The organism is Zymomonas mobilis (genome assembly GCF_006715975.1).
In the GTDB taxonomy this organism is placed as follows: Bacteria; Pseudomonadota; Alphaproteobacteria; order Sphingomonadales; family Sphingomonadaceae; genus Zymomonas; species Zymomonas mobilis_B.
Genome location: NZ_VFOF01000001.1, coordinates 451,563 through 468,392, shown reverse-complemented (window position 1 = coordinate 468,392; position 16,830 = coordinate 451,563). Strand labels below are relative to the sequence as shown.

Here is a 16,830-nt window from a genome sequence, read left to right as displayed (position 1 = left end):
AAAATTAGGCTGTTTGTAGAACAGCTCTAAAGGTTGGATCTTCTAAAGCACGTCCGGTTCCCATGGCAACACAGGTCAAAGGATCGTCGGCAATCGTCACCGGCAAAGAAGTTTCCTCACGCAAAACAGTATCCAAACCGGATAACAAAGCGCCCCCTCCGGTCAAAACAATACCTTGATCAACAATATCAGCTGCCAATTCTGGCGCTGTATTTTCAAGCGCTAAACGAACACCTTCCACAATCGCGGCAACTGGTTCAGACAAAGCTTCTGCGATCATCGCCTGATTAATCTGAATTTCTTTTGGCACACCATTGACCAGATCGCGCCCCTTGATGCTGATCGTCATACCAATGCCATCATCAGGCATTCGCGCAGTACCCATTTCTTTCTTAATCCGCTCAGCCGTGGCTTCACCGATCAACAGATTGAAATTACGACGGACATAGGAACCAATTGCTTCATCCATTTTGTCGCCGCCGACACGGACAGAAGTGGTGTATGCCAAACCACGCAAGGACAAAACGGCAACTTCCGTCGTGCCGCCGCCGATATCGACAACCATCGAACCGATTGGTTCGGTTACAGGCATTTCGGCACCAATAGCAGCAGCCATAGGCTCATCAATCAAAAATACCTGACTGGCACCGGCATTTGAAGCAGCATCGCGGATCGCGCGGCGCTCAACAGAGGTGGAACCGGATGGCACGCAAACCACGATTTCAGGAAAACGCCAAGGACGAGCTTTTCCGCCATGCACTTTTTGAATAAAGTGCTTTATCATCTGTTCGGCGACATCAATGTCAGCAATCACACCGTCCCGCATAGGGCGGATAGCCTGAATACTGTCCGGCGTTTTGCCCATCATCAGCTTGGCATCATTACCGACAGCGCGAACCCGTTTTACGCCATTCAAGGTTTCGATTGCCACAACCGAAGGTTCATTCAATACAATACCACGGCCACGGAGATAAACGACGGTATTCGCCGTGCCGAGATCAATCGCCATGTCATGCGACATAAATTTAAACAGGCGGGTAAAAAGAGACATTCAAGCATCCGTCCGCTAACAAGGGGCTTTAGGAAAGAAGCCAGAAAAGCTATAAACTTTCCAGACCAAAAAGAAACCAGTATATTGCGCATATACCGATATAAGGGGATAGATCAGGACTACTATTTTATCGACCCTATATCGATCCTGAACATCATATACTATGATTTTAAAATGTTAAAAAAAAGCCGTTTTCCGGTTTTATATGAATATTAAACCAGAAAGCTAGAGAACCGATTGGGGCAGGGTTAGAAATATGTCAATACGCCGTCTGCCAGAAGACGTAATAAATCGCATTGCAGCGGGTGAAGTGGTCGAACGACCAGCCAGCGCGTTAAAAGAACTGGTAGAAAATGCTATCGATGCCCAATCGACCCGTATCGCCATCCGCCTGATAAAAGGCGGCTTGGATGGCATAGAAGTTATCGATAACGGCATTGGCATTCCTATGGATGAAATGCGTCTGGCCTTAGAACGCCATGCAACGTCAAAGCTTCCTGAAAATGATGCTATCGAAGCTGTTACGACCTTAGGTTTTCGGGGAGAAGCCCTACCCTCAATTGCCAGTGTTGCTCGCCTGACGCTTGAAAGCCGAACATCCAAAAGCGATAGTGGCTGGCAAATCATCGTCGATAATGGACAATTCGAAAAAGAAGGTATCGCCGCCCTTCCCAAAGGAACAAAAATAAAGGTCGATTCCCTCTTCTCTCGCATTCCCGCCCGCCGGAAATTCATGCGCAGCGCTAAAAGCGAATATATGGCCTGCCATGATATTGTCAGACGACTGGCAATGACCCGCCCCGATATCGGCTTCTCCCTTGAACATGATGGCAGACGCGTTTTTTCGCTAAATGCAGGTGAAACCCGTCAAAGACGCGTAGCCGCCCTTATCGACAGGACATTAAAGGACAACAGTGTCCCGATCGAATATCAACGTGACCAGATGTATCTAGAAGGTGTAGCCAGCTTACCGACCTTCCATCGGGGACTGGCCGATCACCAATATCTTTTCGTCAATGGCCGCCCTGTCAAAGACCGATTGCTCATCGGATCAGTGCGCGCTGCCTATCATGATTTATTAGCTAAAGACCGCCATCCGGTTCTAGCACTCTTTCTGACACTTCCGGGAAGTGACGTTGATATCAATGTTCATCCGGCAAAAGGCGAAGTCCGTTTCCGTGATGCCAATGCTGTGCGCAGCCTCATCGTCGGCGCACTTCGGGAAAGCCTCGATCTTTCAGGATTCAGAAGCGCACAACCCGCCGATGTCCAAGCGATGGGCAAATGGCAAAAAAGCAGTGAAGCCTCTATTGAGACCACATCTTCGCCCAAAGAAGACGCTCTACATGAATCCAAATCTTCGGTTTCGGATTCATCCCTCCTGTTCAAAGCCAAATCACCGGACGCTGTAAGACCACATTCTTTTTCTGCAAAACGACCTTCCCCTTCTACTTCAGATTTATGGAGTGCGGCGGCGCAATCCTCCTTGCCGCCTATGGGACGGAATACGACGACCAGCCCCAGCGAAACATCAGAACAAACAGACTTCCCGCTCGGTCTCGCCAGGGGTCAGATCGCCGCCACCTATATTGTCGCAGAATCTCGAGATGGCTTGGTGATTGTCGATCAGCATGCCGCGCATGAAAGATTGGTGATGGAGCGGATGCGGCGTGCCTTGGAAAACGGCCAAGTCACCAGCCAAAGGTTGCTGATGCCTGAAGTTGTCGAGATGGACGAAGTTTCTTGCGATCTATTCGAACAAAGACAGGATGAATTTGCGGCATTAGGGCTTGAAACCGAACGTTTTGGCCATGAAGCTATCTTAGTCCGCGCTACTCCGGCGATGCTCGGGAATTGCGCGGTCAAGGCCATGATAAAAGATCTCGCAGGTGAAATCACAGCTTATGATCAAAGCCTTCTTCTCAAAGAAAAATTTGACCATATTGTCGCAACAATGGCCTGCCACGGTTCGGTCAGAGCAGGCCGGCTGTTGTCAGTTGCTGAAATGAATGCCCTTTTACGGGAAATGGAAATCACACCCCATAGCGGCCAATGCAATCATGGCCGCCCGACATGGGTCAAACTGGGGCATAAAGACATCGAAAAACTGTTCGGGCGCAGTTAAACGCCTGCAGTCTTTATCAATAAATATGCTTAATCAGACCGGTTTGGGGATGCTCCAACATCGCAATCACCTGCCTGCTCACTATCTCAGGATCAAGACAGATAGCCGGATCTTCATTGGGGAAAGCTTTTCTTCGCATCGGGGTATTGGCGCGTCTTGGGGCAATGCAAGAAACAGCGATATTATCATCTGCCCATTCTTCGGAAAGCGCTTGGGTCAAATTCACAACCGCCGCCTTTGATGCGGAATAAACGGCGGAATTGGCGCGGCCTCGAAAATAACTGCTAGAACTGACCATAAACAGATGACCAGACGATTTTTTCAAATAAGGAAATGCCGCCAAAGCTACATTCAATGAACCAACTAAATTGACATCAATCATCTGGCTAATTTCTTCGCGCGTCATCTCCGTAATCTTGCCGGTTTTCAACACACCAGAAAATACCGCAACTGCATCAATATCAGATGTTTTAGCTGCCACTTCTTTGAAAAAACGGTTCACCTGTTCGGGATTACAAATATCGGTTCCCGTGCTACGGGATGCCGAAAATACCTGCCAGCCCTTCGCTTCCATCGCTTTTACAGCCGAAGCGCCTAATCCGGATGAAGCTCCAAAAACAACTACCGATTTTTGGCTCTTTTCTTCCGACAATACAGAACGGCTTGCGGCCTGCCCCGAATAGAGAATTTGCTCGGCCAAGAAAAAATCTATCGGCGTGGTAATCTTAATATTTTTATCATCACCACAAACAACGCCGATATCCGCATCAGGATATTGATAGAGAAAAACACCACAATCATCAGAAAACTGATCCAGAATTTCAGAATCAATTGCCCTATAAGCGGCGGTCAGCCCATCGCTCCAAAAGCCTTGCGGGGTCTGCCCCCGCCTTAACAGGCTCCGCTTGGGAATAGAGACCAAGCATTCTTGCGCATTATCGACAGAAACAATGGTATCGGCGGTCGGGATAACCACATCAACGGCTTGATGCTTGTCCAAAGCAGCCAAACTATCACTAATAATATCATGTGAAACGAAGGGCCGCACCGCATCGTGAAACAGAATTTTCACATGACGATCACCAATAGCCGACAAGGCGGCCATCGTCGTTTCCATCCGAGACGCCCCACCAGCAACCAGCGTTACCATTTTCTTTGCGGCAAAAGGCGCTGTAATCTTTTCGATCTCCTTCCGGTATTCAACCGGATAGGTCACGATGATTTCATCAATGGCCGGATGCGAAAAAAAAGCTTCCAAGGTATATTGGACGATCGGTTTTCCGCCCAACACCTTGAACTGCTTGGGTAACGGATCACCAAAACGGGTGCCTTTCCCGCCTCCCAAAATAACGGCGACTGCCATATTCTTCTCCGGCCAAATAAATTAAAGGACTAGGCTTCTGTTGCTTTTATAAGGCAATATGCGCCTGAATATCATCGACAATGCGTTCAGCCGCTTTTCCCGGCCAAGGCATCATCATTTCGAAATTCTCTTTTCGGATTGCGGCTAACGGATCATCACCTTGTTGACGGTAATGATCGACAATTTCCCGCGCGGCCGGAATAGTGGTGGCGTTATAGGTGCCACGCATAATTTTTTCACCCACGGCATTAAATCCACGGTGACGCTGGCTATCCAAAAAGATCAACGGCTTGTCATCGAATACCTGATATTCGGCCAAGAAGCTGACACCTTCTGTTATCATTGCATCGGATGCCGCCAATAATGAACCATAATCTCCACCTTCACTTAAAGCGGTATTAGGCAAACGGTTCCACAAATTCTTGAATTGCTCCAGTTGCTGTTCGTTAAATATTTTATAAAATAACAAAGAATTGAAGAGCAAAGGATGAGGCCGCAAAACAAATTCGATATCGGGCGCTTCTTCTGCCCATTGCAGCATGGCACCAAATGTCTGAGGAAAGATTCCAAAGTCTAACCAGCCATTTCCAACGGTATGGTGCGGCGCCCATATCAGACGGAATTTTTTCTCTCCATCAGATTTGATCGGCCATTCAGGATGCTTACGGGCTTCCCATAAATGATCCAGCTTCGGATGACCGCTGACAACAATGTTATCCCCACCTCTCAAGGATTTTTCTTTCATCCGCTGATAAAGGGGCTCGTTTTCGCAATACATCCGCCAGCACATACGATGGAAATACTGATCAGCTGAAAAGTCCTGTTCGTCTTCCTCGGTTGTCAATTTTTCTAAAATATTCAGGCCATAATAAGGGACATAACACAGCTTAGCAAAATTAAGATGCTGCGTCTGGAACGGCTCCGGCGTATTCACTTCCCAAGGCATTTGCCGAAAAATAATATCCGGGACGATGGCCTTTATTACCTGAAGCGCGGCCTCAAAATCATCCTTGAAACGAATATGAGGAACGCCCTGCTGCTCGAGCCCTTGATGAACTTCATCTTCTGCCTGATAATCCTGTGTCGCCGGAAAAAAACGGGGCGATGTTGCGACGACAACTTCAAAATTATCGCGTTCGCGCATAACTGCATAAACATCCCGCAGACTATCCCACAAAGACATATTATGGATCAGAAACAACACTTTTATTTTTGATGCAGAACGACTTGTGCGTTGGGAAACCAAATTCATGGTATCCCGCATATGATCAAGCTTCCGCTCCAACATAAACAAAGCAGGGGTAATATCCTGTGCCGGAGCCAAGTTTTTTTCACCACCGGCATTCTGTTCAAAGAGAATGAAACGGGCTTTGTCGTTCCTACCCTGCGCCGCTTGGCCAAAAAAGGCAAAAAGATCGCTATGCTCAAGACAGCAGGCAAAAATAATCGAAGGCGTTTTATGCTCGTTGGTTAAAACAATTTGGGAGCCCAAGATAGACCAATATTGGCGATCAAAATGCTGCGCGCCCAAGACCTGACCATTCTCCTGAAAACGAATATTCTTTTCCAAAAGGGTGCCATCCTCCTGAAAAAGGTCAAAAGTCTTTTCAGTCAATTTCATCTTGCACTCCATCGATCTTTTTTAACTGTTGGACTATCCCACACAAAAAAAGACCGCCTTATTTTTTATAAACTAAACGCCTGCTATAAAAACGAGAACGGATATCGCAGCCATAAGTTAAAAATAAACCACCTTATCCAACAAATCCGAAAATGTTTTTGTTAAAAAAGCCAATTCCTGTTTTTATACCCTATTCTCTTTAGGCCACCGGCAACACAGTCTTAGTTTTAAGACGGTCAGCTTCAAGCAAGGCAACCAAAGCATTATGCAAATGTTCGGCAGCGCCCTCTTTATCAACCCACCAATCGGTTGACCAAACGCGTACCAGCTTCCACCCTAATTCTGACAATATCGCTTCTCTGACTTTGTCTCGATCACGGGCAGTCGCAGCACTGTGATAAGTCGCACCGTCACATTCGACACCGGCCAAATAATCTCCTGGACGATCAGGATGCACCACGCCTAGATCAATTCTGAAACGAGAGACCCCAATCTGGGAAGCCACCTGCCATCCCCGTTGCATCAACTCTGCGGCAACAGCCTCTTCAAAAGGCGAATCATATCCCCCCAATGACCCATGCACCGCTTCAGCAAAAGCCTGAGGACCTCGATCTGCAAATTCAATGAAGTGTTTCAGATCAATCACGGCACGCGAGGTTGTCCGGTTAAGATCGATCATTTCAGGGCCAAAGGATGTGAATAAAATCATTTCCTGTCTGGCACGGGTCAAGGCCACGTTCAGCCGCCGCCACCCGCCTTCTGCCGACAACGGACCAAAAGACATCAACATCGTTGGAGATCCTGGTTCAGTCGGGCCAAATCCAATACCAAAAATGACTAAATCGCGCTCAATCCCTTGAACCGTTTCCAGATTTCGAACCGTTACCGGCTCAGGTAATAAATCGCTAAAATGAGATTCTATTTCAGGATGATCACGACGCGCTTTATCCAGCAAATCTTCAACCAATCTTTGCTGATCGCTGTTCAAGGTAATAATACCCAGTGACCAACCTTGTCGGTTAAATTCAGGATCAATCAAACGGCTAACCGCTTCGTCCACCATGGCTTGCGCTTCGATCGAGTTCACGCGATTGCGACCACGGCTGTAAACACCGTTCACGCGCCGCCAATGCACAGCACTTTCTTTCCGAACAGGTGCTGGGAAGGTAATCAAACTGCCATCATAATAACTATAGTTTGAAAAGGCGATCAGGCTTTCATGGCGACTACGATAATGGAAGCTTAAAGAATGCATCGGAATACCTGCACTCAAGCATTCATCCAAAATACTTTCCATGTCGCGTTCAGTATCTGCCACCAGATCATCATTTTGAACAGAACGATTAAAGAAGCTTGTCGGCGGCATCTGACGCGGATCACCGGCCACAATAACTTGCTTACCTCGCGCCATGGCACCGATTGCATCCCAAGGCGCAATTTGCGACGCCTCATCAAAAATGACCAGATCGAATAGCGCATGATCGGGCGGTAAAAACTGGGCAACCGATAACGGACTCATCAGCATACAAGGGGCTAACCGCCCAAAATCATCTCCCATTTCGCTAATCAACTGCCGGATCGGCATAGGATGCTTGACCTGAAGCTGACGCTTCAAGGTTGCATAACCGGCAGGCAATCCATCATTCTCATCGACAGCAATCTTCTTGGCTAACTGCGCGCGAATATATTGCACTGACAATTCAGAAACATGGTCATCCACTTTTCTAAATGCCGCGATATCCGCCATTTGCATAGCTGAAGAAAAACGCCGCAAGCGTGGTTCAGCATCAATCAGATTGCTGGCAAACCAACGCGCATAGGCCGCTTCAAAAGTTGTCGCTACCTGTTCGCTCGGAATAGCATGACTTTCGATGGCATCGACTAATGGCTTCAATCCTGCAGAAACCGCCTCATAACGAATTCGTTGCCAATTTGCCCAAGCCTGCAACCGGTTTTCATAGCTGATAATCGTTTCAGCCAATTCTAACCATGCCTGCGGTTCATTTGGAACTGCGGAATCCGCCAAAGAAACAAAGCTGTTTTTAGCCCGATCAACCACCTGCAACGCTTTCTTCAATCGGCGCGCTGCAATCATCAAAGGTGATGCCGGATCTAATAAGGCATTGGCTTCCATCACCAAATTTTTCACGGCCTGCCGTAACTCGACTAAATGCGTCGGATTGGCAGCCTGTGTGGTCACTGCGGCTTCCAATTCATCAGAAAAAGCGCATTCATCTGCAATCATCGCAAGATTGCTACTGATACCCTTCCAACCTGAAAAATACTTCAAGGCAGGGGTCGCTTTTCTTAACCGGTAAAGCTTTTCATAAAGCCGCCCCATCATCACTAGACGGGGCAGATCATGCGCGGCATCAATGCGCCCTTTGGTTCGCCCCGCTTTAGCCAAATGCTTGATGATTTTCTTCTTTTCGAAAACAGAAAAAAACCAAAAACGTTGGTCAGCTTTTTCCCATTCCTGCCATAACTGGCGCGGATGACTGCGTAATCGTCTTAAAATATCGCGATCATAACGTACTGACAGACCGGAAGCTTCTTTGCGGTAGCTTTTTAAGATTGTAATAAGCTGATAGGCAGCTTCAATGATTTTACTTTTTTGGGAAGAAAACGCCAAATAGCAATTCCTCCCATGTGCTTTTCCTAACAGATGCACAAAATGGCTTAACTGCTCCAAATCATCGCGGGTTTCGGCAATGATCGGCAAATCAGACGCTTCAATAATCGCTTCTTTGGCCGCATTTACTTCTAAAACAGCGACTTTTAATTTTTTAGCCGCAGCAACAATAGATTCCTGCCAACCATTCGACCATTCACTGACGGTAACAGCATCGAAATCCTGCGGAATATCGTCGACTTCTTGCCAAGCCAGCCCCAAACGCTCCGCCAAATCACGAAAACGTGCTAAATCTTGCTCGGTATGTTGAAGCGGATGATAAAAATTTAACCGAGGAACGGCACGACCGCCATCTCGAACCACGACACCAATCGCCTGATAAAGTGTGAGGCCATTCGGCTGGCGTTGATGCAGCAACTGGACAACTTCATTCAAATTATCGCGTAACTGCCGAAGCTTTTCAGCTTCTGTCTTCCAATCTTCTTCAGGAATATCGCGACTAGCAGCCCATGCTCGATTAAGCTGCTTGATAACTTCAGTTCGGGTCGCCTTACTGGAATGAAGCTCTAGGCAAAAATCACCTAATCCATTGGCATTCAAACGGCGCTGAACCACATCCAAAGCCGCCTTTTTCTCGGCTACAAATAACACCCGCCGCCCCAAAGCAAGGTTATGGGCAATGATATTAGCAATCGTCTGCGACTTACCCGTTCCCGGTGGGCCATCCAGAACGAAATCGCACCCCTTGGCCGATGCTACAATCGCCGCCAATTGTGAACTATCCGCCGGTAAGGGCGTAAATAATTCTCCGGGATTAACCGTTTTATCTAGCGTTTCTGCCGTTGGGAAATGCTTATTCTTAGGCAGATTTTCTTTTGTCCGATCTAACAGATAATGGACAATAGGGCTTTGTTTTAACTGTTCGGAACGATCGGTCAGATCCTTCCACATCAGATATTTCACAAAAGAAAAAGTACTTAAAGTGACATCAGGAATCAGCTCAAAGCCTTTAATGTCGCGAATAGCATGACGGATGATATTCCAGATTGCTGCAATATCGACCTGCCCGTCCCACTCCGGCAAAGTATTATTTAACTCTGGAATCGTCAGACTAAAATCATGATGCAGCATTTCCAAAAGCGTCAGATTAAAGCGGATTTCATCTTCATGCCTGACAAGAACAAGCCCCGATAAAGCATTTTTTCGTTCCAGAGTGACCGGCAACAAAACCAAAGGTGCATGATATTCTCGGGTTTCTTCCGGATGCCGCTTCCATTTCAAAAACCCGATAGCCAGAAACAGAGTATTGGCCCCGCCTTCATCAATATCGCTTCTAGCCTTGCGATAGAGATCAATAAGCGCCGCTTCCAAAGCATTCGCGGGAAGTGACGACATAATTTCGCCGCGCGCCATCGCGGCCTCAGCCATATCCTGAAGCAAATCGCCTTGATTTTGCGAGGCATAAAGCTCTTTATTCCGGCCATTGGCTGAAAAATCGGACATCGCAATGACTTTCAGCTTTTCGCCATCACTCAGCCCAATTTCCAACCGCATCGGATCGGAACAGATCAAAGGCACCTGCTTGCCCTTGGCTGGTAAATTCAACAACCGATTACGTGGTGTTAATTCCAAAAGCTTCCGTTGCCAGCTTGTTAGTCGGTCTTTTGCAACATTCTCGGCTTCCGGCCTTTCGACATCAAAAGCGGGTAAAACAGGTGCCGTTTCAAATGCTTCCGCAGGCTCCCATTCCGCCAACGAAAATTCAGGCAAGACACCCACTGTGCTATTTAAAGGCCGAATTTTCTGCAAGCGCGCCCGATGAATATCGACGGCCATAACGAAATCGGAAACCCGCTCTTCAGAAACCTTTCTTAAGGCTTCTCTTTCTGCAACCGATAAGGCTGAAGGTATTCTCTGCAATAAAAGCCGAGAATCCAATAACAGCATATCCTTAAGATCGACCCGACGTCTTAAGGCAGCCGCTTCATCGGTAATCAGGGATGCAAATTCAATCGGTTGTAACCAGACACCGACGAGCACCGCTTCTTTTAAAAGAACGATCAGCGGATTTAAGCCAGCCTTTTCCAAAACCGCAGCCAATAACAAGGCACAATCAAGACTATTCGCTATTTGCCCTGATAATATCCGTTCCGGTGTCCGTATCTTCTGGCCATTTTCGGTATATTGATCGGGCATCGCCGCTTCGGAAAGATGCAACCCACATAAAGCCGACCAAATGGCAGAGGTAATTTCCCAAACCCGCTCACGGGATTGGGATTGATAACCCTCGATAGAGGCGACCCTTCCAGCCTTTTCTAAAACCTCTGATGCCGATTTCAACACATGATCGATAACCGGATCATTGGGCATGACAAAGGCAGGTAACAACTCTGACATTGTCTGATAACCGCCCCATTGGTCATAAGACAAAAGCTCGACCGGCAACACCATTTCGGCGAGCGTATTTTCTCCTTTCGCCAGAGAAAAAGTCAGATGTGTCGTCAAGTTTTCATTAAGATCATGTAAAAAACCAGCATCAAGAACCACTGGCTGCAAGGCAACTTGATGGGTTTCTTCTTTTTTCAAAAAAGGAATTTTCCAACGGACTTCTTCCATGAAAGGAAGATCGGCCTTCAAAATCAAAGTCAAATCCTGAAAATCTTCAGAAGTCGAATTGGTTATTTCCAGATCATGAATTAAAGGAACCGCATTCTGATGAGAAGCAAAGCCAATTTTACTGGCGACAGAAGCGCCAATTTTGATACGCATGCACAATAATCCCGAACCTCGCGCATGGACAGGCGCTTGGTTATCCTCACCAGAAAACAACATCCAATATAAGGCAAGCTTTGCCCAAATACCCTATAGAACTGGATAGCAAGCGTTATTCAATCGCTTTTTAGTAAAAAAGCCCGAAAAAGGGCAAAAAAAGATAATTCACTGAAAATACATAGGGATATTTAGAAAACAAGGCAAAGGGATATCATGCTTCACACATGTTTAACTTGTGGTGCGCACCATCCGGGCAAATAAGATGCCTTTTTGTCATGGGCAAGAATCGACGCTTTTTCTAAAAAACTGTCAAAATTATGCGCAATCGCTGCGCCGTTGAGTTGCCGCCGTAAATAATCTGCCCATAAAAATTCACTAAAAGGCGTTACATCTTTTGCGTATCCCCCTGCACGCCGCAAAGCGCCCGCTAATGAACGGTAGGGATCGTCTTTCAAATCACTAAGATTGTCAGGAATATCCTGATAAGATCGCCGGACACCCTGTTCATCAAAGGGATGCATCCATCGACGACTATCCATCACGAACCAAAAATGATCTTTTTCCAAGGCAGAGAGATCCGCCATCACCGAAAGCGCTACTTTATTGACCCCTTCTTCCAACAGGGCGCGGCATAAATGATGGTGATCGACCACGAAAGGCTGGCTATCTTTTCCTAAAACAACCGGAATTAAATGATTACCAAGGTAGAGAGATTTTTTATCATCTTCCTTTTGGCGCCAGTTATCCCGCTTAACATCGACTTCTCGCATTCCGACAGAAATTTGGGTCGGATGCAAATCTGTTAAAGAGGCCGTTAAAAGCACAGGGTCGCGGACGTCTGCCATATTATCTCCTTTGCCCAGATAAAATTAGATATTTATCCAATCCTTGGAGCCATTTTTTCGACTGTGTTGGGATAATATAGTTGGAAAATATTTTCATCTACAAAAGAAATATATCAAAAAGTAAAAGACATTATCTGTCGTTAAGCCTGCCCAACTTTCACAGCTAGACGATAAAGATCGACACCAGACTTTTGATAGCTCTGCTGCCAGCGATCTTCCGCAGGACAGGCAAAAAGTAACTGGTCATCCGCTTTGGAAACAAACCAATCCGCCTGCTTCATTTCCTGATCCAGCTGCCCGGCACCCCATCCAGCATATCCCAAAGCCACTAACCAATGTTTGGGGCCGTCACCTCGGCTAAGCGCATGAAGCACATCCAAGGTGCTCGTTAATGCCCAGTCTTGCCCGACCATCATACTATCCGGACTTTTCCAGTCACGGCTATGTAAAACCATGCCACGCTGGGTTTCACAAGGGCCACCATCATGGATAGGTCGATCCGGTGCAAGACCAGGTTCAATATTCAATTGGCGCATCAACGAATGCAACGTCACATCAGGAACAATGCGACTAATATTTAGCCCCAATGCCCCTTTTTCATTAAAGGCACATAACGCAATAACCGCGTTTTGGAACTCTGCATCCCTCATTGTGGGCAAAGCTAAAAGCAATAGCCCACTTAGATCAGAACAAGGATTACATATAGCCATAAGAAAGGGTCTTAGTCTTCCTATGAAGAAAGATGCAAGTGCTCCGGATCGTCTTCTGATTCAAGGATACCTTGATACAGAAAACCGAAACGCTCCACAAAACGGCCCCAATTCTCATCGGACATCCGAACGTCATATTCCATTTTTTCGGTCTGATCGTTCATATTCTGATTCACGACTTCGCCATTGGCATGCAACCAAGCCATAGCCTGACCTTCTGTCAATGGCAGGTCGATATGACGCAACCGATGGGCTTCGGACAAACGCTCTGAAACAAGCTGACGTAAAGCTTCAATGCCTTCGCCGGTCCATGCTGATATCAAGGCGACATCTTCACGACGGGCAGCTTCTGCGGCAAGGCTGGCATGGGCTTCTTCTGACAACAAATCGCTTTTATTCCAGGCTTCAATAACCGGAATAGCAAACTCGCCGCCGTCTTCGACCGGAGCAATGCCGATCTCCGCCAGAACGCGTTCGACATCATTCCGTTCAGAATCGCTGTCTTCTTGGGCAATATCGCGTACATGCAAAATCAGATCAGCCGCCGTCACCTCTTCCAAGGTTGCACGGAAAGCCGCAACCAACTGGGTCGGCAAATCCGAAACAAAACCCACGGTATCGGATAAAATAGCCTTATCAATGCCAGGTAAAGCAATCTGCCGCATTGTCGGATCAAGGGTCGCAAAAAGCAAATCCTTGGCCATGACATCGGCACCGGTCATCCGGTTAAACAAGGTCGATTTTCCAGCATTGGTATAGCCCACTAAAGCCACTACCGGCCAAGGAGCACGCTTCCGTCTTGCTCGATGCAAACCCCGCGTCCGAGTGACCTGCGCTAAATCACGACGCAACTTTGCCATACGATCACGAATCATCCGACGATCGGCTTCGATCTGGGTTTCACCTGGGCCACCCAAAAATCCGAAACCACCTCTTTGACGTTCCAAATGGGTCCAGCTTCGAACCAGTCGCCCCGCCTGATAGTCGAGATGAGCTAACTCAACCTGTAACCGACCTTCTGCGGTGGCCGCTCTCGCACCAAAGATTTCGAGAATAAGGCCGGTTCGGTCAATAACCTTTACATCCAAGGCTGTTTCAAGATTGCGCTGTTGGATCGGGGTCAAAGGGCCATCGACAATGACCAAATCGACTTCTTCATCTCTGGCTGCCGTCACAATTTGCTCGACCTGACCAGAACCAAACAACGTCGCCGCTTTCGGGGAACGCAAATGGAAAGCCAGCTTCGAAACGACGTCCAACCCGATGGCACAGGCAAGGCCGGTGGCCTCTTCTAATCGAGCTTCAGTTGAACGCTTATTATTATCTTCCAATTCAGGAAGAACTACCAATACCCGTGCGCCACTTGAAACGCCATCGGCCTCAGACCGGACAAAACCACTCAATCCTCTTCTCGCCTTTCTGTCATCGTCAAATCTACAGATTTAACAGGCTGCACTGTCGAAACCGCATGTTTGTAAACAAGCTGGGCATCGTCATTGCGGGTCAATAAAACGCAAAATAAATCAAAGGCCGCGATTTCGCCTTGTAACATCACTCCGTTTATCAAAAACATCGTCACCGGCTCTTGCTGCTGCATTATCGCCGATAAAAAGACATCCTGAAGCAAACTGGATTTACGCTCTGCCATTAAACTACGGCTTTCCCTAAGCTGCTCCAAGGGATGCGCCGGAATTATAGTAGAAATGGCATGCTTATAGACCAGCTGTGACTGCCCGTCCCTCCGTAATAAAATAGAAAAGTTGTCAAACCAGGTGATAACACCCTGTAATTTAACACCTTTTACCAAAAACATCGTCACAGGTGTTCGGGTCTTGCGCAAAGTATTAAGGAAAAAATCCTGAAGATTGTTGACCTTTTCGGCCATTGTCCGGTTCTCCGGTTTGTTGGCTGGACAAAATCGTCACAAAGCACCCACGTCCAGCAAATATGGATGCACGCCTTCATGAAGATACTCTAAGATATGATAATATAGTTTAAAATTTCAAATGTCACAGAAACAATTTACTAGACCAGTTCATTTTCCTATCCTTTATTACAAAGGATAATAAAATATAATTATATTATCATAGAACTTAAAGAGAAGAAAAAGCGTATTAAAGCTACCTTAAAATAAGAGATCTCATCTGATTTTCAAGTAGAATAAATAGAGCCATAAATTTTTGAAAGAAAACAAAAACCAGGCCTGATAATTCAGACCTGGTTTAAAAATTATTTTATATCAAAAAGGCTATCTTGAGATAAAAACTTCAAAAAAATTAGAAGTTCATATTGTAAGCCCGTTCGTCATGTTCGCTGATATCCAGACCGATAGCTTCTTCTTCTTTCGAAACCCGCAAGCCCACCAGCTTATCAACGATATAAAAAGCAATAGCAGAACCAACGGCCGACCAGATAACGGCAACCACAACCGCAAAAACCTGCAAAAAGAGCTGATGCCCGATCATATAATCAGCTTTACCGGGGCCCCCCAATAACGGGGAACAGAACAGTCCGGTTGCAATCGAACCGATAATTCCGCCTACGCCATGGACACCAAAAGCATCTAACGCATCGTCGAATTGTAATTTGGGTTTGACATAGACGACCATCCAGAAACAACCAAATGAAGCCAACGCGCCGATAGCGATAGCACCCATCGGCCCCGCATTACCGGCCGCAGGCGTGATAGCAACCAAACCGGCAATGGCACCAGAACAAGCGCCCAGCAAAGAAGGTTTGCGACCAACAAGCGCTTCCGTTCCAATCCAGACCAGAATAGCGGCGGCGGTCGCGACAAAGCTGTTTATCATCGCCAAACCGGCGGATCCGTTGGCGCCCAAAGCTGAACCGGCATTAAAACCGAACCAACCAACCCATAATAATCCGGTGCCGATCAAGGTCATCATCATCGAATGGGGAGCCATCAATTCTTTATTGTAACCGCTCCGCTTACCTATCATCAGACATCCCACCAACGCGGCAACACCGGCATTGATATGAACGACCGTTCCGCCAGCAAAATCCAAAACACCCATCTTGAAGAAATAGCCATCAGAAGACCACACCATATGGGCTAACGGTAAATAGACCAGCAACAACCAAAGCGGGGTGAAAAGCATGACCGCACGGAATTTGATTCTTTCTGCAAAACCGCCCAACGCCAAAGCCGCCGTAATGGCTGCAAAAGTCATCTGATAACAAACAAAGACATATTCAGGTATGGTGCCGTTCAGACTATCCGGCGTGACCTTTTTCAAAAAGGCATTGGCCAGATTGCCAAAGAAAGGAGATGAACCGCTAAAGGCAAGAGAATACCCCACCAAAGGCCATATAACCATGACAAGGGCTGTCATGCACAAAATCTGGGTTAAAAGAGACAATGCATTTTTAGCCCGTACCATACCAACATAAAACAAAGCGAGGCCTGGAACGATCATCAACAGCACAAGCGCCGTCGATATCAACATCCATGCCGTATCGCCCGTATCAGCCACAGCTGGGGCTTCTGCCAAAGCTGGAACGGCACAAGATAACAAGGGTAGTGCAATAATTTTTTTACAAAACCCCATCGAATTAGCCATAGAGCGCAAAAGAACAGGCGCCTTTAATGTAAATCTCTGCATTCCCCGATATATCCCTAAAGACTCTGAGCGAGCCGGCATCATGATAAAATTTCTAATATAAGGCCGAGATAACTTTTATATTTCAAAA

Annotated in this window: 10 protein-coding genes; 1 reads left to right on the top strand and 9 read right to left on the bottom strand. The window is 46.9% G+C overall.

The window, feature by feature from the left end; translation table 11 throughout:
* Positions 1–4: 4 nt before the first annotated feature.
* Complete coding sequence (locus FBY58_RS01975; protein ID WP_013934138.1) at positions 5–1,051, bottom strand: rod shape-determining protein; 1,047 nt, start codon at positions 1,049–1,051, stop codon at positions 5–7.
* 256 nt (positions 1,052–1,307) lie between these two features.
* Between FBY58_RS01975 and mutL the strand changes: the two genes are divergently transcribed.
* The gene (gene mutL / locus FBY58_RS01970; RefSeq protein WP_141919251.1) at positions 1,308–3,176 is read left to right on the top strand and encodes a DNA mismatch repair endonuclease MutL; all 1,869 of its coding nucleotides are present in this window, start codon (positions 1,308–1,310) and stop codon (positions 3,174–3,176) included.
* A 16-nt stretch (positions 3,177–3,192) separates the two neighbouring features.
* Here the strand turns inward: mutL and FBY58_RS01965 are convergent, their stop codons facing one another.
* The 8 genes from FBY58_RS01965 to FBY58_RS01930 form a co-directional block, all read right to left on the bottom strand.
* The gene (locus FBY58_RS01965) at positions 3,193–4,539 is read right to left on the bottom strand and encodes a bifunctional cytidylyltransferase/SDR family oxidoreductase (RefSeq protein ID WP_141919250.1); all 1,347 of its coding nucleotides are present in this window, start codon (positions 4,537–4,539) and stop codon (positions 3,193–3,195) included.
* Positions 4,540–4,585: 46 nt separating this feature from the next.
* Positions 4,586–6,160: a hypothetical protein gene (locus FBY58_RS01960; RefSeq protein ID WP_141919249.1), complete on the bottom strand. Its 1,575-nt coding sequence runs from the start codon at positions 6,158–6,160 to the stop codon at positions 4,586–4,588.
* A gap of 199 nt (positions 6,161–6,359) precedes the next feature.
* On the bottom strand, positions 6,360–11,561 hold the full coding sequence (locus FBY58_RS01955) for a DUF4011 domain-containing protein (RefSeq protein ID WP_141919248.1): 5,202 nt from the start codon (positions 11,559–11,561) through the stop codon (positions 6,360–6,362).
* Between the two features lie 221 nt (positions 11,562–11,782).
* Complete coding sequence (locus tag FBY58_RS01950; protein WP_141919247.1) at positions 11,783–12,409, bottom strand: ParB-like protein; 627 nt, start codon at positions 12,407–12,409, stop codon at positions 11,783–11,785.
* Between the two features lie 140 nt (positions 12,410–12,549).
* Positions 12,550–13,119, bottom strand: coding sequence for a YqgE/AlgH family protein (locus tag FBY58_RS01945; protein ID WP_141919246.1), 570 nt, complete (start codon positions 13,117–13,119; stop codon positions 12,550–12,552).
* 20 nt (positions 13,120–13,139) lie between these two features.
* A complete protein-coding gene (gene hflX / locus FBY58_RS01940) occupies positions 13,140–14,522 on the bottom strand; it encodes a GTPase HflX (RefSeq protein ID WP_141919245.1) in 1,383 nt (460 codons plus the stop codon).
* Positions 14,519–15,004, bottom strand: coding sequence for an RNA chaperone Hfq (gene hfq / locus FBY58_RS01935; protein ID WP_141919244.1), 486 nt, complete (start codon positions 15,002–15,004; stop codon positions 14,519–14,521). The genes hflX and hfq overlap by 4 nt, the downstream gene beginning before the upstream one ends.
* A gap of 391 nt (positions 15,005–15,395) precedes the next feature.
* On the bottom strand, positions 15,396–16,742 hold the full coding sequence (locus FBY58_RS01930; protein WP_141919243.1) for an ammonium transporter: 1,347 nt from the start codon (positions 16,740–16,742) through the stop codon (positions 15,396–15,398).
* Positions 16,743–16,830 lie beyond the last annotated feature (88 nt).